We start from the raw sequence: 20,577 nt of genomic DNA on the forward strand, positions 1-20,577 counted from the left end.
CATGATCCGACTTGAAAGCATCCTGACCCCCGGCCGTTCCCTGGTGAACGTGCCGGGCGGCAGTAAAAAGAAAGCCCTCGAGCAAATTGCCAACCTCATCCATCGCGAAGTGCCGGATCTGGCCATGCAGGATGTCTTCGAGAGTCTGGTCGCCCGTGAAAAACTCGGTTCCACCGGCTTTGGCAACGGTATCGCCATCCCCCACTGCCGTCTCAAGGGCTGCGGATCGCCCATCAGTGCCTTGATGCACCTGGATGCACCCATCGATTTCGACGCCATCGACGGTGCCCCGGTTGACCTGCTGTTTGTACTGCTGGTCCCCGAAGCCGCCACCGATGCGCACCTGGAGTTGCTGCGCCAGATCGCCAGCATGCTTGATCGCAAGGAAGTGCGTGAAAAACTGCGCAGCGCCCCGAGCAACGAAGCCTTGTATCAGGTTGTCCTGGACGAGCAAAACGGTCACTAATCATGCGCCTGATCATCGTCAGCGGCCGCTCCGGCTCAGGTAAAAGCACTGCCCTCGATGTTCTCGAGGACAACGGCTACTACTGCATCGACAACCTGCCGGCCGGTCTGTTGCCGGAACTGGCCGAACGCGCACTGATTCACACCGAACTGGCACAACCTCTGGTGGCCGTGTCCATCGATGCACGCAACTTGCCGAGCCACCTGTCACGGTTTCCCGAATTGCTGGAAGAAGTCCGCAGCCGGCATATCCAGTGCGATGTGCTGTATCTGGACGCCGATGAAGAGACCCTGCTCAAACGATTTTCGGAAACCCGCCGCCGTCACCCGCTGAGCAGTGCCAATCGCTCGCTGGCGGAGGCGATAGAGGACGAAACCAATTTACTGGGGCCGATCGCCGATCTGGCCGACCTCAAGGTCAACACCACCAATCTGAACCTGTATCAGCTGCGCGATACCATCAAGCTGCGCCTGCTGAATCAGCCGGAGCCCGGTACTGCGTTTCTGGTGGAGTCTTTCGGGTTCAAGCGTGGCATGCCGGTGGACGCCGATCTGGTGTTCGACGTGCGCTGCCTGCCTAACCCTTACTGGAAACCGGAGCTGCGGGCACAGTCCGGGCTCGATCAACCGGTGGCCGACTACCTGGCGGCGCAGCCGGATGTCGAAGAGATGTTCCAGGACATTTCCTCCTACCTGCTCAAGTGGCTGCCCCGCTTTGCCGCCAGCAACCGCGCCTATGTCACCATTGCCATTGGCTGCACCGGCGGGCATCACCGCTCTGTCTACCTGACCGAACGTCTGGGCCAGGTCCTGCAACAATCCCTGAAGAACGTCCAGGTTCGCCACCGCGACCTCAGCTAAAGGATTCACATCGCGATGCCTGCTCTGGAAATCGAAATCATCAACAAGCTGGGCCTGCATGCCCGCGCGTCTGCAAAATTCGTTGGCGTCGCCGGGCAGTTCCCTTGCCAGATCAGAGCTGGCCGTACACCGGAAACGATGGTCGATGGCAAAAGCATCATGGCCATGATGATGCTCGCGGCCGGCAAGGGCACCAAAATCCACCTGAAAACCGAAGGTGAACAAGAGCAGGAAGCTATGGATGCACTGGTGGCGCTGATCAACAACTTCTTCGACGAAGGCGAATAAAGATCAATGGATTTCGGCTTTCGGTTGCGCCCACAGATGCGTAGGCACTGACGAAGCTGCGATATTTTGATCCAAAAAAAAAGCGCCACCCGATCGGGTGGCGCTTTTTTTGTGCAGCAACCGCAGCTTAACTACCTGCCACCGTCATCCGCTCGATCAACACCGAACCTGTGCGAATGTTGCTGCGCAATTCCAGGTCATTACCGACCGCAATGATCTGCTTGAACATGTCGCGCATGTTGCCGGCAATAGTCACTTCCTGGACCGCGAACTGGATTTCGCCGTTCTCGACCCAGAAACCCGCTGCGCCACGGGAGTAATCGCCGGTGACCATGTTCAGGCCCTGCCCCATCAATTCAGTGACCAGCAGGCCACGACCCATGCGGCGCAACAGGGCCGCCTGATCTTCATCGCCATGGGTGACGAACAGGTTGTGCACGCCGCCGGCATTCGCGGTGCTCGGCATGCCCAGCTTGCGGCCGGAATAGGTGCCAAGCACGTAGGACACCAGCTCGCCGTTTTCCACGAACGGCTTGGCGTAGGTCGCCAGGCCATCGCCGTCGAAGGCAGAGCTGCCCAAAGCGCGCATCAAGTGCGGACGTTCATCGATGGTCAGCCATTCCGGGAACAGTTTCTGCCCCAGCGTGCCTTCGAGGAACGAAGACTTGCGATACAGACTGCCGCCGGAAATCGCCGAGAGGAAACTGCCGAACAAACCGCCAGCCAGTTCCGCAGAAAACAGCACCGGCACTTCGCAGGTCGGTACCGGGCGTGCGCCCAAGCGGCTCGCCGCCCGTTGCGCGGCACGCTGGCCGATGCTCTCCGGGCTGGCCAACAAATTGCCCTGCCGGTTCACGTCGTACCAGTAATCACGCTGCATCTGGCCATCGGCTTCGGCGATCATCACGCAGCTGAGGCTGTGACGGGTCGAGGCGTAACCGCCGATAAAACCGTGGCTGTTGCCGTACACACGGCAACCCTGATGAGTGCTGAGGGTGGTGCCGTCGGCGTTCTTGATCCGACTGTCGGCGGCAAACGCCGCCGCTTCACAGGCCAGGGCCTGCTCGATGGCTCGCTCCGGTGTGATACTCCATTGGTGGAACAGGTCGAAATCCTGCAGTTCCTTGGCCATCAGCGCGGCATCCGCCAAGCCTGCGGCTTCGTCTTCGGACGTGTGCTTGGCAATCGCCAGCGCAGCAGCGACGGTTTCGCGAATCGCTTCCGAACCGCTGGCCGAGGTGCTGGCCGAGCCTTTGCGCTGCCCTACATACAAGGTGATGCCAAAGCCCTGGTCGCGGTTGAACTCAACGGTTTCGACTTCCCGCTGACGCACCGTGGTCGACAGGCCCTGCTCCAGCGACACCGCCACTTCACAGGCACTGGCGCCTTGGCGCTTGGCTTCAGCAATGATCTGCTCGACTTGCTCTTGCAGTGCCGGCAACGCTTGTGGGCCGACGCTTTCAACTGCACTCATGCTGTTCTCCACTCAAATTCTGCTTTCGGTAACGGTCATCGAGCGACCGGGCCGGACAAGCGGCCCCCGACTGGTTATCATGGCGGCGTTTCTTTGCGGACGGCCACCATGGTTGATTCTTACGACGACTCCCTCGATACGGGAGAAAAAAGCAAATCCCAGGTCAAACGCGAGCTGCATGCTCTGGTTGACCTCGGCGAGCGCCTTACAACACTCAAGCCTGACCTGCTGGCAAAACTGCCGTTGACCGACGCTTTGCGCCGGGCTCTGGCCGATGCGCCCAAGCACACCGCGAACATCGCGCGTAAACGGCACCTTCAGTTTATCGGCAAGCTGATGCGCGATCAGGACACTGGCGCCATTCTCACCCTGCTCGATCAACTCGATGCCTCCACCCGGCAGTACAACGAACGTTTCCACGGCCTGGAACGCTGGCGCGATCGCTTGATCGCAGGCGACGACGCCGTCCTGGAGAAGTTCGTCGTCGATTACCCGGAGGCCGATCGTCAACAATTGCGCTCCCTGATCCGTCAGGCCCAGCACGAACTGGCGACCAACAAGCCACCGGCTTCGAGCCGTAAAATCTTCAAGTACATCCGTGAGCTGGACGAGACTCAACGCGGTTTGCGTTAAGTCCCGAATCGGGTGAGTTGCCTCGCAACTCACCCGAAGCTTCACGCTTTCAAGAGCCCCTTACGATCCTGTGCCACCCACGGTGATCGCATCGATTTTCAGCGTTGGCTGGCCGACACCCACCGGCACCGACTGCCCATCCTTGCCACACGTTCCCACACCGCTGTCCAGCGCCAGATCATTACCAACCATCGACACCCGGCTCATGGCTTCCGGCCCGTTGCCGATCAACGTCGCGCCTTTGACCGGTGCAGTAATCTTGCCGTCTTCGATCAGGTACGCCTCGCTGGTGGAGAACACGAACTTGCCACTGGTGATGTCCACCTGACCGCCGCCGAGGTTGGCGCAGTAGATGCCTTTTTTCACCGAGGCGATGATTTCCGCCGGGTCGCTTTCGCCACCGAGCATGTAAGTGTTGGTCATGCGCGGCATCGGCAGGTGCGCGTAGGATTCACGACGACCGTTGCCGGTGCGGGCCACGCCCATCAGGCGCGCGTTGAGCTTGTCCTGCATGTAACCTTTGAGCACGCCGTTTTCGATCAGCGTGGTGCACTCGGTCGGCGTGCCTTCGTCGTCGACGCTCAGTGAACCTCGGCGGCCGGCGAGGGTGCCGTCATCGACGATGGTGCAAAGCTTCGATGCAACCATCTCGCCCATGCGCCCGCTGTAGGCCGAACTGCCCTTGCGGTTGAAATCGCCTTCCAGACCGTGACCGACGGCTTCGTGCAGCAACACGCCGGACCAACCCGAACCCAACACCACCGGCAACGTACCGGCCGGCGCCGGGATGGCTTCCAGATTCACCAGTGCCTGACGCAACGCTTCACGGGCATAACCCATGGCGCGGTCTTCGCTGAGGAAATAGCGGTAGTCGGTACGACCGCCACCGCCATGGCCGCCGCGCTCACGACGACCGTTCTGCTCGACGATCACGCTGACGTTGAAACGCACCAGCGGCCGCACATCTGCCGCCAGGCCGCCATCGGTGGAGGCGATCAGAATCCGCTCCCAGACCCCGGCCATGCTCACGGTGACTTGCTGAATACGCGGGTCGAGGGCGCGGGTCGCCACGTCGATGCGCTTGAGCAGCTCGACTTTCTCGGCGCGGGTCATTACTTCCAGCGGGTTGTCCGGCCCGTACAACTGAGCGACATCCTGGGTAGTGAACGCCTGCACGGTGCCATTCTGCCCGGCCCGGGAGATCGAACGGGCCGCACGGGCCGCTGCGCCCAGCGCTTCGAGGGTGATCGCATTGCTGTAGGCGAAACCGGTTTTTTCACCCGATTGCGCACGCACGCCGACACCCTGGTCGAGGTTGAAGCTGCCTTCCTTGACGATCCCGTCTTCCAGCGCCCAGGACTCGGAAATCTGCCCCTGGAAATACAGGTCGGCGGCATCGATGCCCGGGCCGGCCAGATCGCCGAGCACACCCTGCAGGCTCTCGATCGTTACGCCGCCGGGCGCCAGGAGGTGTTCACTGACAGAGGACAACAACTCGCTCATATGCTTTACGCCTTAAATTCGTCGTTCTGATGCAGGTCGCTGAGCGCCCTGCGAGAAAAAGCGCCGGTGAGTGGACACCGGCATCCGCGCCCTGATGGCCGCCTGTTCGCGGCTGTCGCGTTCGGCCAGCAGCACGGCCTCGCCCTGATCCTGTTGTGCCAGCACGCGCCCCCATGGATCGATTATCGCGGCATGACCAAAGGTTTCTCGCGGTCCCGGATGAGTGCCACCCTGGGCGGCCGCGAGCACGTAACATTGAGTCTCGATGGCCCGCGCGCGAATCAGCACGTCCCAATGGGCCGCGCCGGTCACCGCGGTAAAGGCCGACGGGGCGGTAATCAATTCCGCGCCGGCAGCACGCAATTCGCTGTACAGCTCCGGGAAGCGCAAGTCGTAACACACCGTCAGGCCGACTCGACCGACCGGCGTATCGGCAACCACCACGCCACTGCCATAAGCATAGTCATCGGATTCGCGATAACGCCCGCGATTGTCCGCCACGTCCACGTCGAACAGGTGCAGCTTGTCGTACCGCGCCACGGTCTCGCCCTGGTCATCCACCAGCAACGAGCACGCATGCGCTTTGGCCATCGGTTCATCCGCCGGCGGCAACGGCAACGTGCCGGCCACTATCCATAACTTGAGGTCGCGGGCGGTCTGTTTCAACCACGGCAGGATCGGGCCTTCGCCCAGCGCTTCGGCGCGGCCAATGTCGGCAATGTCGCGACGGCCCATGGCAGCGAAGTTTTCCGGCAGCACGGCAAGCCGCGCGCCACCGGACGCCGCCTGCTCAAGCAGACGACGGGCCTGGGACAGGTTGGCCAGCACGTCGCTCTGGCTGACCATTTGAATGACTGCTACAGACATGGCCATTTCCTTATCTGGAATCAACACATACCTGTAGGAGCCGCCTGCGGCAGCTCCTGCAGGGGACTTACGGCCATGCTACTCCATAGACTTGGAAAGTGGCTTTTCAAAAAGGCTTGTCGAAGGTGATTTTCGGCTCTTTCCACGGACCTTTGACCGTGTATCTGACGCTGGCAAAGCGCGCCACGCGGTCACCGATCAGCTTATCGATCAGGAACAGCGCCCCGCCGACGGCCGGAGCACCGACGATCAGCGCGGCAATTGGCAGATTGTTGGTAACCGGCAAAGTCACCAGCAACTTGGCATCGACCTGATCAGCCACCAGGTCCAGAGTGCCGTTGAGCTCCACATTGCTCGACGGGCCGGTCAGCCGGATCGGCTCACGGGTCACGTAGACCCCGTTACTCGCGACCAGCAAACCTTTAACCCGGTCATAGCTCAAGCCTTTGCCGAACAGGTCGGAAAAGTCCAGGCGCAAGCGGCGGCCAATGGAGTTGAAGTTGAGCAGGCCAAATACCCGTAGAGCCTGGGCGCTGCCCTCGACTTCAACAAACTGACCTTTATTGAGCGACGCATCGAGGCTGCCGGAGAAGCGCTTGGTGGCCAGCCACGCCGGTGAGCCAGGCCAGCGACCGTCGACATCCATGTGAAACTCTTCACTGGTGACGCTCGGCGCAAAGCCCCAGCCCTTGAGCACGTCGGCGAGGTTCTTGCCGCTGACCCGGCCCTTGTACCAACTGCTGGAATTGCCGGGCGCGCCTTCCCAACCGCCGCTGCCCTGCAGGAAGATGCCCTTGAGGCCCATATCCAGGGAGTTGAGGGCGATGCCCTTGCCGGTCGGGCGAACTTTCAATAGCCAGGCGCCCACCAGGTCCTGGCCCTGGAACAGTTGATTGATGGTGATATCCAGCGCCGGGATTTTCGTCGGGTCCACGGTGGCCAGCGGATCCGGCGAATTCTCGTCGGCCAGCACCGTCGGGTCTGGGGCCGGCAAACGTACGTACTGCAGATTGACCGCAATCGGTGTGGCTTTGGCATCGGGAATACCGACGGTACCCTTGGCCTGCTGACTGTCGAGTTGCAGCGCCCAGGCGGCCGGCTTGCGCGTCAACTGCACCGACGCCTCATCAAGGGTGGTGCCGAAACCGCTGAGCTTGCCAACCTTGAAATCCGCGCCGCTGAGCAATTGCTTGGCGCTGCCGCCTGGATCCTGGCCAGCATACTTGCTGACAAGATCCTGCCAGGGAGACACATCCAGCTCGGACAGTACACCGCGTATGCGCAGGCCTTTGTTGCCGGGCAGCACAGCATCACCACCGCCGAGAAACAACTCACCGCGACCGTCGACGAAGTTGCCAGTCGGGGCCGCAAACGTGAAGTTCGCCAGCTCACCGTAGTTGACCCAGTAACGCCGCTCCGGTCCTTGCAGGGTCATGCGGAACACGGTGTCGCGGCCGACATCCGCCGCCACGCCGAACGGCGCCGGCAAATCCACCGCCACGCCTTTGAGATCGGAGCTGACTATCAATTGGCTGTCGGCGCCATCAAGGTTCAGTTGCAGCTGATAAGGGACCACACCAGACACCGGTAGCGGCTGAGTGACGTTCAGCCACTCGGTGAGTTTCTTGACCTCGACCTGACCCGCTGCGGTGACCCGAGTGTTGAGCTTGCCCGCACTGCCATCGGCAAAAATCTGCGCGGTCACGGGCTTGTCGAACGCTCGCGCGGTGATCTTCTGTCCGCTCAACCCCTTGGCGCTGTCGAAGCGGAAGTCGCCCTTGAGTTGTGTCAGTTCCAGGATGGGCTCGCGAAGTTTCAAGCGGGCCTTGTCGGTCTTGAAGTCGACGAGGATTTTCGGTTGCTCACCTTTGACCAGCGGTACATCCAGGTTGAGTTTGCCTTGCAGATCGCCCTCGCCCTCCCAGCCGGCGAACGTATCGGCGGTGCCGATCGGTGCTTCCTGCAGAATCTTCAGGCCATCGCCCAACCCGCCGGCGAACGCGCCATCGAGGAACAGGTGAGGATTCTGTCCGGCAGGCACATGGGGAATATTGACGTAGACGTCGTTGACCTGGGTGTCGAGCAATCGCCCCTTGTTCGCGAGAATCCGCACACCGCTGTCTTCAATGAATACATCGCCGCTGACCTTGCTGACATGCGGCCAACCCGGCTGAAACGCCAGCTCGGCATCGTGAACCTTGAAAAACAGGCTGATGCTGCGAGCCGTTTCCGGGGCGCCATGGTTCAGCGATCCCTGGTACTGGAAGAAACCTTCATCCACCGCACCTTTGAGAATCGCCGTACGCAGCCACTCGTCCAGCGCCGGGCTCAACACGGCCGGCAGGTACTTGGCGGTGTAGCGACCGTCGCCGTCGACCAGGCCGACCCGCAGGTCCATGTAGTCTTCCTGGGTGTGATCGAAATGCAGGCGAATCAGGAAGTCGCCGGCAATCTTGCCCTCTTCGCCCAGCACCTTCAGGTACGGCGCGATCAGGGTGAAACCTTCTTTATCGAGCTTCCAGTTCAACCGCGCATTGGCCTGAATGTACTGCCATGGCTTGGCGAAAATCGGGTCCAGGTGCAGGGAGAAATCCTTGCTGTCCATGCGCAACTCACCCTGCCCGAGATCGCCGCTGATGCTGCCACTGACGTTTCGCGCCGCCGGTGCGCCGTGATAGGCGTCGAAGCCGACCCGCTCCAGATTGGCGGCAAAGCTGAACTTGCTGTCATCGGTAGCCGCGGGGCGCAAGTCGATCAGCACGTTGCGCAATACCCCGGTGACCTTGAGCCGCTCGACGGCCGTAGCGACACCTTCCGGAAGCGGCCCCAAAGCGTTCAGTAACGGGGTGAGCGGCGTGAGGTCGATGCGGTCGGCTTGCAGATGCAAAAGCTCTGGCGTCTCGTCGGTCGCCGCGGTTTGTTGAAATTGCAGTTTCGATTCCCAGCGAGTTTCACCCAGGCTCATCGCCAGGGAATCCAGGGTCACCAGCACACCCGTGGAGCTGCGCTGGAAATAGCCGTTAAGCGCCAGATTGTTGATCTGGATTGGCTTGCGCTCGGCGTAGGCGCCCTTGAGTTGCGGTGCGTTCAAACGGATCGCGGCGCTTTGCAGGGCGCCCTCGCTCCAGTTCACCCAGAGCTCGCCACCGGCCTTGATCTCGGAGAAATTCCATTGTTGGGTCAGACGCTCGGGCAACCATTTCGACCAATCGCTTTGCGGCAGGCTCAAGTAAGCCTCAACCTCGCCGTCCTGCCACTGGCTGGCGCGGATACGGGTACGCAGGCTCATCGCAACCGGCTGGCCATCGGGCAGGGTCAAACGGGCGTCGAGGCGCTGACGCGACACACCGGTTCTCAGATTGAGGCCAACGTAGGTCAGGGTCAGCGGCGGCTGATCCAGTGGCTGCAAGGTCACCTGACTGTCGAGCACCGACAATTGCTGGACCATCTGCATACTATTGAACAACTGCTCCGGGTCCAGCGGCTGATCCTGCCGCACCGGCAATCCTTCCAGCGCCCAATGACCGTCCTCGCCTTCCTTGAGGCTGATCTTCAAGCCGTTGAGCTCCAGATGTGCGATGCGTATTTCGCGCGCCAGCAGGCTGGCCCACAGATCCGGCACCGCGCGCACCTGGTCCAGGCGCAAGGCATTGGAGCCTTCGCCAACCATCACGTCATGAGCCAGCAGAACCGGGGCGAGGCCACTCCAGTTGCCCTCCAGTTCGCCGATGTGCAGCGGCATGCCCACGGCGGTGCTGGCTTTGGTTTCGACATCGGCACGGTATTCGGCCACCAGCGGTGTCAGCTCCCGACCGAGGCTGACAAACAGCGCCATCAACACCAAAACCAACGCACACAGGCCCAGACCCCAGCGGGTCAGTGCGGCCAAAATGCGTGTCAGACGGTCCATGTCAGTTGGCTCCCATGGCAAAAATACTGCAAAAAGCTGAGGCCAGCCGTTCTAGTGGAATTGAAATACAACGCTTCAGAGCAGCACCACGTCGTATTGTTCCTGGGAATACATGGTTTCTACCTGAAACCGAATGGTGCGCCCGATAAACCCTTCGAGCTCAGCGACATTGCCCGACTCTTCATCGAGCAAGCGGTCGACCACTTTCTGGTTCGCCAGCACGCGATAGCCTTCGGCCTGATAGGCACGGGCCTCACGCAGGATTTCGCGGAAGATCTCGTAGCAGACGGTTTCCGGGGTCTTGAGCTTGCCGCGCCCCTGGCAGCTGCTGCACGGTTCGCACAGCACTTGCTCGAGACTTTCGCGGGTGCGCTTGCGGGTCATCTGCACCAGGCCCAGCTCGGTGATGCCGATGATGTTGGTCTTGGCGTGATCGCGCTCCAGTTGCTTCTCGAGGGTGCGCAACACCTGACGCTGATGCTCTTCATCTTCCATGTCGATGAAGTCGATGATGATGATCCCGCCCAGGTTGCGCAGACGCAGTTGACGGGCAATGGCGGTGGCGGCTTCGAGGTTGGTCTTGAAGATGGTTTCTTCGAGATTGCGATGACCGACGAAGGCTCCGGTGTTGACGTCGATGGTGCTCATGGCTTCCGCCGGGTCGACCACCAGATAGCCGCCGGACTTGAGCGGCACTTTGCGCTCCAGGGCTTTCTGGATTTCGTCTTCGACGCCATACAGGTCGAAAATCGGCCGCTCGCCCGGATAATGCTCCAGACGGTCAGCGATTTCCGGCATCAGTTCGGCGACGAACTGTGTGGTTTTCTGGAAGGTTTCCCGGGAGTCGATGCGGATCTTTTCGATCTTCGGGCTCACCAGGTCGCGCAAGGTGCGCAACGCCAGGCCGAGGTCTTCGTAGATCACACTCGGTGCGCTGATGGTTTTGATCTGGGCGTTGATCTGGTCCCAAAGCCTGCGCAGGTAGCGGATATCCATGAGGATTTCATCGGCTCCGGCCCCTTCGGCAGCGGTACGCAGAATGAAACCGCCGGCTTCCTTGATACCTTCTTTCTCCACGCAGTCGGTGACCACTTGCTTGAGGCGTTCGCGCTCGGCTTCGTCTTCGATCTTCAGGGAAATACCGACGTGGGCAGTGCGCGGCATGTACACCAGATAGCGCGACGGGATCGACAGTTGCGTGGTCAGGCGTGCGCCTTTGGAGCCGATCGGGTCCTTGGTGACTTGCACCACCAGGCTTTGGCCTTCGTGAACCAGCGAGCTGATGCTCTCCACCGCCGGGCCTTCGCGCAGGGAAATTTCCGAGGCGTGAATGAATGCGGCGCGGTCTAGCCCGATATCGACGAAGGCGGCCTGCATGCCCGGCAATACCCGAACGACCTTGCCTTTGTAGATGTTGCCGACGATCCCGCGTTTTTGCGTGCGTTCGACATGGACCTCTTGCAGAACACCGTTTTCGACCACCGCCACGCGTGATTCCATCGGCGTGATGTTGATCAGGATCTCTTCACTCATGGCAGGGTCTCGTTCAGGCATGTTCACGATAATGGCCGCATCTTGTCAGTACGACGCTCAGTGCGCGTTAAGGGTTTGCCAACAGGGTATGCCGAAATGGCCGAGCAGTTCTGCGGTTTCGCACAGCGGCAAACCGACCACCGCCGAGTAACTGCCATTGAGCCCGGTAACGAACACCGCGCCCAGCCCTTGAATCCCGTAGCCGCCCGCCTTGTCCCGGGGTTCGCCGCTGGCCCAATAGGCCGCCGCTTCATCGCGGCCGATGGTGCGAAAACGCACCAGACTGCGCACCACCAGAGACTCGCAACGTTCACCATCGTGCACCGCAATCGCCGTCAGCACTTCATGCTCACACCCGGACAACAGCATAAGCATGGCGCACGCTTCGGCTTCATCCACCGGTTTGCCGAGAATTTTCCCGTCCAGCACCACGGCAGTGTCGGCGCCCAGCACGCAGAAATCCGCGTCGGACACGATCGCCCCGCGCCCGACCTCGGCCTTGCCGCGCGCCAGACGCTCGACATAGGCCGATGGGGATTCTTCAGGGAAAGGGGTTTCGTCGATGTCCGCGCTGATGGTGGTGAACGGCACACCGATCTGAGCGAGCAGTTCACGCCGACGCGGCGAGCCTGAGGCGAGGTACAGCTGTTTCATCAAGACATCTCCCTGTCTAGTGCCCTGTCTCACGAATACTGTTCCTTTTTGGCGAGACAGGGCACCGGGTGCGAGCACATGCCTGACCGAATTAATTGATTTTGTAGTGTCGACGCAAACCGCGCAAACCGAAGCTGATCCAAGGCCAGAGCAACGCACTGACCAGCGCTGGCAACACCAGCGCCAGGGTCGGCTGACGATTACCGGTCAGGGCGCTCAGCCACAACTGAACCAGTTGGGCGAGGCCGAAGATCACCAGGATCACCAGGCTCTGCTGCCACATCGGGAACATGCGCAGGCGCTGTTGCAGCGACAGCACCAGGAATGTAATGAGCGTGAGGATCAATGCGTTCTGGCCCAGCAACGTGCCATACAGCACGTCTTCGGCCAACCCCAGGCACCAGGCCGTCACCATGCCGACTTTCTGCGGCATGGCCAACGCCCAGAAGGCCAACAGCAAGGCCAGCCACAAAGGACGCAGGATTTCCATGAATTGCGGCAGCGGTGAAACGCTGAGCAACATGCCGATGGCGAACGTCAGCCAGACCATCCAGCCGTTTCGGGAGGAAGTTGCACCGCCCATTATTCTGTTCCCCCAGTAGTGGCCGGCGCGGCGACAGGCGGTTTGGCAGCAGGCTTCACGGCCGCGGGTTTGGGTTTGGCGGCCGTCGCCGTCGCGGGTGGCTTGGCGGCAGCAGGATGGGACGCGGCAGGTTTGACTGGGGTCGCGGCGGCAGGTGCGGCAGGTGCGGCAGCCGGAGTTGCAGCGGCAGCCGGTACCACCGACGCGGCCGGTTTCGGCACGGTTGCAGGAATGATCGGCCCGCCACCTTGCCGGTCCAGAGCCTCTTGAGCTTGGGCGGCTTCGTTGGCGCGCTCCTCGGCTGTGCGACCATCACTGAACACCAACAGCAAATAACGACTGCGGTTCAGCGCGGCAGTCGGCACCGCACGCACAATGGCAAACGGTTGACCGGAATCGTGGATCACTTCCTTGACCGTCGCTACCGGGTAACCCGCCGGGAAACGCTGACCGAGGCCGGAGCTGACCAGCAGATCGCCTTCCTTAATATCGGCGGTATCGGCCACATGACGCAGCTCAAGGCGTTCCGGGTTGCCGGTGCCGCTGGCAATCGCACGCAGACCGTTACGGTTCACCTGCACCGGAATGCTGTGGGTGGTGTCGGTCAGCAACAGTACCCGAGAGGTGTACGGCATCAACTCGACCACCTGCCCCATCAGGCCACGGGCATCGAGCACCGGCTGACCGAGGATCACACCGTCGCGCTCACCTTTATTGATGATGATGCGATGGGTAAAGGGGTTGGGGTCCATGCCGATCAACTCGGCCACTTCGACCTTCTCGTTGACCAGCGCGGAAGAGTTGAGCAACTCGCGCAGCCGAACGTTCTGCTCGGTGAGGGCGGCAAGCTTTTGCATGCGGCCCTGCAACAGCAGGTTTTCGGTTTTGAGTTTTTCGTTTTCGGCGACCAGCTCGGTCCGGCTGCCGAATTGGCTGGCCACACCTTGCCATAGCCGCTGTGGCAGGTCGGTGATCCAGTAAGACTGCATCAGCACCAGCGACATTTGGCTACGCACTGGCTTGAGCAGTGTGAAGCGGGCATCGACCACCATCAGCGCGACCGATAGCACGACCAGCACCAACAAGCGCACGCCCAGTGAGGGGCCTTTGGTGAAAAGCGGTTTAATAAGCCGCTCCTCCCAGGCAAATGTTCTCTTTATTCATACGGCATCAAACCGGCCTGGATGCAGACTGACAGAAGATAAACGCCAACAGGCAGCACTGCAAAGTGCTGCCTGCGGGCTCACCAGCATAGATGCATCGGGCGAGATCACTCGCTCGACAGCAGGTCCATGGTGTGTTTATCCATCATTTCCAATGCACGGCCACCGCCGCGAGCAACGCAGGTCAGCGGGTCTTCGGCGACGATCACCGGCAGACCGGTTTCCTGGGCCAGCAACTTGTCGAGGTCGCGCAGCAAAGCGCCACCACCGGTCAGTACCAGACCACGCTCGGCGATATCGGAAGCCAGTTCCGGAGGCGATTGCTCCAGCGCACTTTTCACTGCCTGAACGATAGTGGCCAGCGACTCTTGCAGAGCTTCCAGCACTTCGTTGGAGTTCAGGGTGAATGCGCGTGGAACGCCTTCGGCCAGGTTACGGCCACGAACGTCGACTTCACGAACTTCGCCGCCCGGGTAGGCCGTACCGATTTCCTGTTTGATGCGCTCGGCGGTGGATTCGCCGATCAGGCTGCCGTAGTTGCGACGCACGTAGGTGATGATCGCTTCGTCGAAGCGGTCGCCGCCAACCCGTACGGATTCGGCATAGACCACACCGTTGAGGGAGATCAGCGCGATTTCAGTGGTACCGCCACCGATATCGACAACCATCGAACCGCGAGCTTCTTCAACCGGCAGGCCGGCACCGATCGCAGCAGCCATTGGCTCTTCAATCAGGAACACTTCACGGGCGCCGGCACCGAGGGCCGACTCACGGATGGCACGACGCTCAACCTGGGTGGATTTGCATGGAACGCAGATCAGCACACGAGGGCTAGGCTGCAAAAAGCTGTTTTCGTGAACCTTGTTGATAAAGTACTGCAGCATTTTTTCGCAAACGCTGAAGTCGGCGATCACGCCGTCCTTCATCGGACGAATGGCTGCAATATTGCCCGGCGTACGACCGAGCATGCGCTTGGCCTCGGTGCCGACAGCAACGACACTTTTCTGGTTACCGTGTGTCCGAATAGCCACAACCGATGGCTCATTCAGGACGATACCGCGCTCGCGCACGTAAATAAGGGTGTTGGCAGTGCCCAGGTCAATGGAAAGATCGCTGGAAAACATGCCACGCAGTTTCTTGAACATGGGAAAGGGACCCTAGGCAACGCGTGGGTAAAAAAGTGCGGCAAACTCTAACAACGACAGGGATTTTGGGCAAGGCGCCAATATGTTAAATTGGCTGCTTTTCTGTGCACCAAGCACCACAATCGCGGCCTTGAGACCGTAGATATGCGGTAGTGTTCCGACAATCTAACACACGGACGCGGTCCGTTTTGTTTTCCACTGGAGATTCCCATGGCGCTTGAACGCTCCGACGTGGAAAAAATCGCTCATCTGGCCTGCCTTGGCCTCAATGATGCCGATCTTCCACACATCACTTCGGCCCTGAACAGCATTCTCGGGCTGGTCGACGAAATGCAAGCGGTCAATACCGACGGTATCGAGCCGCTGGCCCACCCACTGGAAGCCAGCCAGCGCCTGCGTGCAGACGTCGTGACCGAGACCAATCATCGCGAGGCCTATCAGTCCATCGCACCAGCGGTCGAAAACGGCCTGTACCTGGTTCCGAAAGTCATCGACTAAAGGGAAAGAGCCTGCAATGCATCAATTGACTCTGGCCGAGATCGCCCGCGGACTCGCCGATAAAAAGTTTTCCTCCGAAGAGCTGACCAAAGTCCTGCTGGCGCGCATCGCCCAGCTCGACCCGCAGCTCAACAGTTTCATCAGCCTCACCGAAGACCTGGCACTGCAGCAGGCGAAAGCCGCTGACGCACGTCGGGCCAACGGTGAGAGCGGCGCCCTGCTCGGCGCGCCGATCGCCCACAAAGACCTGTTCTGCACCCAGGGCATCCGCACCAGCTGCGGCTCGAAGATGCTCGACAACTTCAAGGCGCCGTACGACGCCACCGTGGTCGCCAAACTGGCCGCTGCCGGGGCCGTGACTCTGGGCAAGACCAACATGGACGAATTCGCCATGGGGTCGGCCAACGAGTCGAGCTACTACGGCGCGGTGAAAAACCCGTGGAACCTGGAATATGTTCCGGGCGGTTCGTCCGGCGGTTCCGCGGCGGCGGTGGCCGCTCGTCTGTTGCCGGCGGCAACGGGCACCGACACCGGCGGCTCCATTCGTCAGCCCGCTGCGCTGACCAACCTAACCGGCCTGAAACCGACGTACGGTCGTGTTTCGCGCTGGGGCATGATCGCCTACGCATCCAGCCTCGATCAGGGCGGCCCGCTGGCCCGTACCGCCGAAGACTGCGCGATCCTGCTGCAAGGCATGGCCGGTTTCGACCCGCAGGACTCCACCAGCATCGACGAGCCCGTGCCTGATTACAGCGCCGGCCTCAACGGTTCGCTGCAAGGCCTGCGCATCGGCGTGCCGAAGGAATACTTCAGCGCCGGCCTGGACCCGCGCATCGCCGACCTGATCATGGCCAGCGTTGAAGAGCTGAAAAAGCTCGGCGCCGTGATCAAGGAAATCAGCCTGCCGAACATGCAGCACGCGATTCCTGCGTACTACGTGATCGCCCCGGCGGAAGCGTCCTCCAACCTGTCGCGCTTCGATGGCGTACGTTTCGGCTATCGCTGCGAAGACCCGAAAAACCTGGAAGACCTGTACAAGCGTTCCCGTGGCGAAGGTTTCGGCCCGGAAGTGCAGCGCCGGATCATGGTCGGTGCCTATGCGCTGTCGGCCGGTTACTACGACGCCTACTACCTGAAGGCGCAGAAGATCCGTCGTCTGATCAAGAACGACTTCATGGCCGCCTTCAATGAGGTCGACATCATCCTCGGCCCAACCACGCCGAACCCGGCCTGGAAGCTCGGCGCCAAGAACAACGACCCGGTCGCCGCGTATCTGGAAGACGTCTACACCATCACCGCCAACCTCGCCGGTCTGCCGGGCTTGTCCATGCCTGCAGGTTTTGTCGATGGCCTGCCGGTCGGCGTGCAACTGCTCGCCCCGTATTTCCAGGAAGGTCGCCTGTTGAACGTTGCCCATCAGTATCAGCAAAACACTGACTGGCACACCCGCACCCCAACCGGCTTCTGAGGAGAAACACATGCAATGGGAAGTCGTGATCGGGCTGGAGATTCATACCCAGCTCACCACCCGGTCGAAAATCTTTTCCGGTAGTTCCACCACCTTCGGTTCCGAGCCGAACACCCAGGCCAGCCTGGTTGACCTCGGCATGCCCGGCGTATTGCCGGTGCTGAACCAGGAAGCAGTGCGCATGGCGGTGATGTTCGGCCTGGCCATCGATGCCGAGATCGGTCAGCACAACGTGTTCGCCCGCAAAAACTACTTCTACCCGGACCTGCCCAAGGGCTATCAGATCAGCCAGATGGAATTGCCGATCGTCGGCAAGGGCCACCTGGACATCGCCCTCGACGACGGCACGGTCAAACGCGTCGGCATCACTCGCGCGCACCTGGAAGAAGACGCCGGTAAAAGCCTGCACGAAGAATTCAGCGGCGCCACCGGCATCGACCTGAACCGTGCCGGCACGCCGTTGCTGGAAATCGTTTCCGAGCCGGACATGCGCAGCGCCAAGGAAGCCGTGGCTTACGTCAAGGCTATCCACGCGCTGGTACGCTACCTGGGCATCTGCGACGGCAACATGGCCGAAGGCTCGCTGCGTTGCGACTGCAACGTGTCGATCCGTCCGAAAGGCCAGGCCGAGTTCGGTACTCGCTGCGAGATCAAGAACGTTAACTCGTTCCGCTTCATCGAGAAGGCGATCAATAGCGAAGTGCAACGCCAAATCGAACTGATCGAAGACGGCGGCAAAGTGATCCAGCAAACCCGCCTGTACGATCCGAACAAGGACGAAACCCGTCCGATGCGCAGCAAAGAGGAAGCCAACGACTACCGTTACTTCCCCGACCCGGACCTGCTGCCGGTGGTCATCGAGGACTCGTTCCTCAACGAGGTGCGCGCCACCCTGCCGGAACTGCCGCCGCAGAAACGCGAGCGTTTCCAGCAGCAGTTCGGTTTGTCGGTGTATGACGCCAGCGTACTGGCCACCAGCCGCGAACAAGCCGATTACTTCGAGAAAGTCGTGAGCATCAGTGGCGACGCCAAACTGGCGGCCAACTGGGTCATGGTTGAACTGGGCAGCCTGCTGAACAAGCAAGGCCTGGACATCGACCAGTCGCCGGTTTCGGCCGAGCAACTGGGCGGCATGCTGTTGCGCATCAAGGACAACACTATCTCCGGCAAGATCGCCAAAGTGGTGTTTGAAGCCATGGCCAACGGCGAAGGCAGCGCGGACGAAATCATCGACAAACGCGGCCTCAAGCAAGTGACCGACACCGGCGCGATCTCGGCGGTACTGGACGAAATGCTCGCGGCCAACGCTGAACAGGTCGAACAATACCGCGCGGCAGACGAAGCCAAACGCGGCAAGATGTTCGGCTTCTTCGTCGGCCAGGCCATGAAAGCCTCCAAAGGCAAGGCCAACCCGCAACAGGTCAACGAACTGCTTAAAAGCAAGCTCGAAGGCTGATGAGAATGGAGCCAACTTTCAATATTGGCTCCATTCCTTGTGGCGAGGGAGCTTGCTCCCGCTGGTCTGCGAAGCAGGCCCAAATCGGCAACCGCACTCTTTCAGCGAGAATGCATCAGCCGATTTTGCGACCGTTTCTTGGTCGAGCGGGAGCAAGCGCCCTCGCCACATTTATTTTGGGAGCCGTCCAAATGAAACGTCTGCTCAGCGCTTGCGCCTTACTCTCTCTGCTGGCCGGTTGTGCCAGTACCGACACCATCGATCCACACGGCTACGACAAGACCGGCACGGCTTCGTATTACGGTGCCAAGCACCATGGCAAAAACACCGCCAGCGGTGAGCGTTTCAACCAGCATGGCCTGACCGCTGCCCATCGCCAGTTGCCATTCGGCACCCGGGTGAAGATTACCAACCTGAATAACGACAGATCCTGTGTGGTACGCATCAACGACCGTGGACCGTATTCTCGCGGGCGCCTGATCGACGTGTCCCGTGAAGCGGCCGAACAGTTGGGCATGCTGCGCAGTGGCACCGCGAAGGTTCGCGTGCAAGCCCTCGACGACTGATAGATGGAGCGCTGACTATTTTCGGACTGGCCGATTTACCCCTGATCAGCGTGATTGAATTGCTCTGCGGTCTGTTTTTATTGATCGCCGGCGCCGAACTGATGGTGCGCGCCGCGGTACGCCTGGCCGCGCGCCTGCATGTGCGGCCGCTGATCATCGGCCTGACCATCGTGGCCCTCGGCAGCAGCGCACCGCAGATGGCGGTCAGCTTGCAAGCCACCCTGGCGCAAAACGCCGACATCGCCGTCGGTAGCGTGATCGGCAGCAGCATCTTCAACATCCTCGTCACCCTCGGGCTCTCGGCGCTGATTACTCCATTGCGGGTTTCGCGACAATTGGTGCGTCTGGATATTCCACTGATGATCGGCGCCAGCCTGCTGGTGTTCGTACTGGCGTGGAACAAAGAACTGAATCGGGTCGACGGCATGATGCTGCTGGCCGCGCTGGCGCTGTACCTGGGCTTGCTGCTGCGCCAGTCGCGGCACTCGACCCGTCCGCCATCAGGGGCTCATGAAGCGTCGCAGGCACCGTGGTTCAGCAGCCTGCTGATGATTGTCGCCGGGCTGGCGATGCTGGTGTTCGCCGGGCACTTGTTGCTCGGCGCCGCGGTGGCGGTCGCGACCGACCTGGGGTTGTCGGAGCGGATCATCGGCCTGACCATCGTCGCCGTCAGCACCTCCCTGCCGGAACTGGCCACTTCGTTGATCGCCGCGCTGCGCGGTCAGCGGGACATCGCGGTGGGCAACGTGATCGGCAGCAACCTGTTCAACCTCTTGGGCGTGCTCGGGCTGACCGCATTGATCGCACCATCACCACTGTCGGTCTCGCCCAACGCGCTGGATTTCGATTTGCCGGTGATGCTTGGAGTCGCGCTGCTGTGCCTGCCTGTGTTCTATTCCGGCTACCGGGTGACCCGCGCCGAAGGCCTGCTGTTTTTGGGCTTGTACCTGGCCTATGGGCTGCACGTGGTGTCGTTCACCGCGGGCATGCCACTGGCCGGCAAGCTTGAACACCTGATGCTGTTTTTCGTCCTGCCAGCGCTGGTGGCGTTTTTGCTGTTCACCTCGCTTCGCGCCTGGCGTCGCCAACACCACAAGAGGGAAATGCCATGAGCACTGATAAGAAGCCTGGGGTTGAAATCCGCCGCCAAGTGATGGGCGACGCGTTCGTCGACCGCGCCCTGGGCAACGCCACCGAATTCACCCAGCCGCTGCAGGACTTCGTCAATGAGCACGCCTGGGGCGGCGTGTGGAACCGTGAAGGTTTGCCGCTGAAAACCCGCAGCCTGATCACTCTCGCTGCGCTGACCGCGTTGAAGTGCCCGCAAGAACTGAAAGGCCATGTGCGCGGTGCGTTGAACAACGGTTGCACGGTGGAAGAGATTCGCGAAGCGCTGCTGCATTGCGCGGTGTACGCCGGTGTGCCGGCGGCGATCGATGCATTTCGGGCGGCGCAGGAAGTGATCGACACCTATCAGAAGCCGGAGTAGGCGACCTGAAGAACACCGCAA

The 20,577-nt window shown here is 60.9% G+C and carries 19 protein-coding genes; 10 read left to right on the forward strand and 9 right to left on the reverse strand.

The features are described 5' to 3' along the window. Window position 1 precedes the first annotated feature (1 nt). From ptsN to PGR6_RS24055, 3 genes are read left to right on the forward strand one after another with little or no spacing between them, the layout of a single operon-like run. Window positions 2-466: a PTS IIA-like nitrogen regulatory protein PtsN gene (gene ptsN, locus PGR6_RS24045; RefSeq protein ID WP_018927208.1), complete on the forward strand. Its 465-nt coding sequence runs from the start codon at window positions 2-4 to the stop codon at window positions 464-466. A 2-nt stretch (window positions 467-468) separates the two neighbouring features. Beyond that, window positions 469-1,326, forward strand: coding sequence for an RNase adapter RapZ (gene rapZ / locus PGR6_RS24050; protein ID WP_018927209.1), 858 nt, complete (start codon window positions 469-471; stop codon window positions 1,324-1,326). Window positions 1,327-1,341: 15 nt separating this feature from the next. After that, window positions 1,342-1,614 carry an HPr family phosphocarrier protein gene (locus tag PGR6_RS24055; protein ID WP_018927210.1) on the forward strand — a complete coding sequence of 91 codons (273 nt, stop codon included), beginning with the start codon at window positions 1,342-1,344 and terminating at the stop codon, window positions 1,612-1,614. A 127-nt stretch (window positions 1,615-1,741) separates the two neighbouring features. Here the strand turns inward: PGR6_RS24055 and pmbA are convergent, their stop codons facing one another. Further along, the gene (pmbA, locus tag PGR6_RS24060) at window positions 1,742-3,088 is read right to left on the reverse strand and encodes a metalloprotease PmbA (protein ID WP_019581170.1); all 1,347 of its coding nucleotides are present in this window, start codon (window positions 3,086-3,088) and stop codon (window positions 1,742-1,744) included. A gap of 108 nt (window positions 3,089-3,196) precedes the next feature. Between pmbA and yjgA the strand changes: the two genes are divergently transcribed. Then, the gene (gene yjgA, locus PGR6_RS24065; protein ID WP_007941230.1) at window positions 3,197-3,721 is read left to right on the forward strand and encodes a ribosome biogenesis factor YjgA; all 525 of its coding nucleotides are present in this window, start codon (window positions 3,197-3,199) and stop codon (window positions 3,719-3,721) included. Window positions 3,722-3,781: 60 nt separating this feature from the next. On the opposite strand, the gene tldD is transcribed toward yjgA, so the two are convergent. From tldD to mreB, 8 genes are all read right to left on the reverse strand, one after another. Next, complete coding sequence (tldD, locus tag PGR6_RS24070) at window positions 3,782-5,224, reverse strand: metalloprotease TldD (protein WP_018927212.1); 1,443 nt, start codon at window positions 5,222-5,224, stop codon at window positions 3,782-3,784. A gap of 12 nt (window positions 5,225-5,236) precedes the next feature. Then, on the reverse strand, window positions 5,237-6,091 hold the full coding sequence (locus PGR6_RS24075; protein WP_064620308.1) for a carbon-nitrogen hydrolase family protein: 855 nt from the start codon (window positions 6,089-6,091) through the stop codon (window positions 5,237-5,239). A 106-nt stretch (window positions 6,092-6,197) separates the two neighbouring features. Continuing rightward, on the reverse strand, window positions 6,198-10,001 hold the full coding sequence (locus tag PGR6_RS24080) for a YhdP family protein (protein WP_064620311.1): 3,804 nt from the start codon (window positions 9,999-10,001) through the stop codon (window positions 6,198-6,200). Between the two features lie 75 nt (window positions 10,002-10,076). Continuing rightward, entirely contained in the window at window positions 10,077-11,534 is a 1,458-nt protein-coding gene (rng, locus tag PGR6_RS24085) for a ribonuclease G (protein ID WP_007941226.1), read from the reverse strand. 57 nt (window positions 11,535-11,591) lie between these two features. After that, the gene (locus tag PGR6_RS24090) at window positions 11,592-12,188 is read right to left on the reverse strand and encodes a Maf family protein (protein WP_064620318.1); all 597 of its coding nucleotides are present in this window, start codon (window positions 12,186-12,188) and stop codon (window positions 11,592-11,594) included. A 91-nt stretch (window positions 12,189-12,279) separates the two neighbouring features. Further along, window positions 12,280-12,771, reverse strand: a complete 492-nt coding sequence (mreD, locus tag PGR6_RS24095) for a rod shape-determining protein MreD (RefSeq protein WP_064620320.1) — start codon at window positions 12,769-12,771, stop codon at window positions 12,280-12,282. Further along, complete coding sequence (gene mreC / locus PGR6_RS24100; RefSeq protein ID WP_081626525.1) at window positions 12,771-13,898, reverse strand: rod shape-determining protein MreC; 1,128 nt, start codon at window positions 13,896-13,898, stop codon at window positions 12,771-12,773. Before mreC ends, mreD begins: the two co-directional genes overlap by 1 nt. A 143-nt stretch (window positions 13,899-14,041) precedes the next feature. Next, window positions 14,042-15,079, reverse strand: a complete 1,038-nt coding sequence (gene mreB, locus PGR6_RS24105; RefSeq protein WP_002555108.1) for a rod shape-determining protein MreB — start codon at window positions 15,077-15,079, stop codon at window positions 14,042-14,044. 210 nt (window positions 15,080-15,289) lie between these two features. On the opposite strand from mreB, the gene gatC reads away from it, so the two are divergent. The 6 genes from gatC to PGR6_RS24135 all read left to right on the forward strand — a co-directional run bounded on the left by gatC (window position 15,290) and on the right by PGR6_RS24135 (window position 20,556). Further along, a complete protein-coding gene (gatC, locus tag PGR6_RS24110; RefSeq protein ID WP_007901429.1) occupies window positions 15,290-15,577 on the forward strand; it encodes an Asp-tRNA(Asn)/Glu-tRNA(Gln) amidotransferase subunit GatC in 288 nt (95 codons plus the stop codon). A 16-nt stretch (window positions 15,578-15,593) separates the two neighbouring features. Next, entirely contained in the window at window positions 15,594-17,045 is a 1,452-nt protein-coding gene (gene gatA, locus PGR6_RS24115; protein ID WP_018927218.1) for an Asp-tRNA(Asn)/Glu-tRNA(Gln) amidotransferase subunit GatA, read from the forward strand. A gap of 10 nt (window positions 17,046-17,055) precedes the next feature. After that, a complete protein-coding gene (gene gatB / locus PGR6_RS24120) occupies window positions 17,056-18,501 on the forward strand; it encodes an Asp-tRNA(Asn)/Glu-tRNA(Gln) amidotransferase subunit GatB (RefSeq protein ID WP_064620323.1) in 1,446 nt (481 codons plus the stop codon). A gap of 191 nt (window positions 18,502-18,692) precedes the next feature. After that, window positions 18,693-19,067 (forward strand): septal ring lytic transglycosylase RlpA family protein, encoded by a 375-nt coding sequence (locus PGR6_RS24125; protein ID WP_064620325.1) that lies wholly within the window; start codon window positions 18,693-18,695, stop codon window positions 19,065-19,067. A 50-nt stretch (window positions 19,068-19,117) separates the two neighbouring features. Then, window positions 19,118-20,179 (forward strand): calcium/sodium antiporter, encoded by a 1,062-nt coding sequence (locus PGR6_RS24130; protein WP_064620328.1) that lies wholly within the window; start codon window positions 19,118-19,120, stop codon window positions 20,177-20,179. Next, complete coding sequence (locus tag PGR6_RS24135) at window positions 20,176-20,556, forward strand: carboxymuconolactone decarboxylase family protein (RefSeq protein ID WP_007941215.1); 381 nt, start codon at window positions 20,176-20,178, stop codon at window positions 20,554-20,556. Before PGR6_RS24130 ends, PGR6_RS24135 begins: the two co-directional genes overlap by 4 nt. The last annotated feature ends 21 nt before the right edge of the window (window positions 20,557-20,577 follow it).

The organism is Pseudomonas sp. GR 6-02, from assembly GCF_001655615.1.
Classification (GTDB): Bacteria; Pseudomonadota; Gammaproteobacteria; order Pseudomonadales; family Pseudomonadaceae; genus Aquipseudomonas.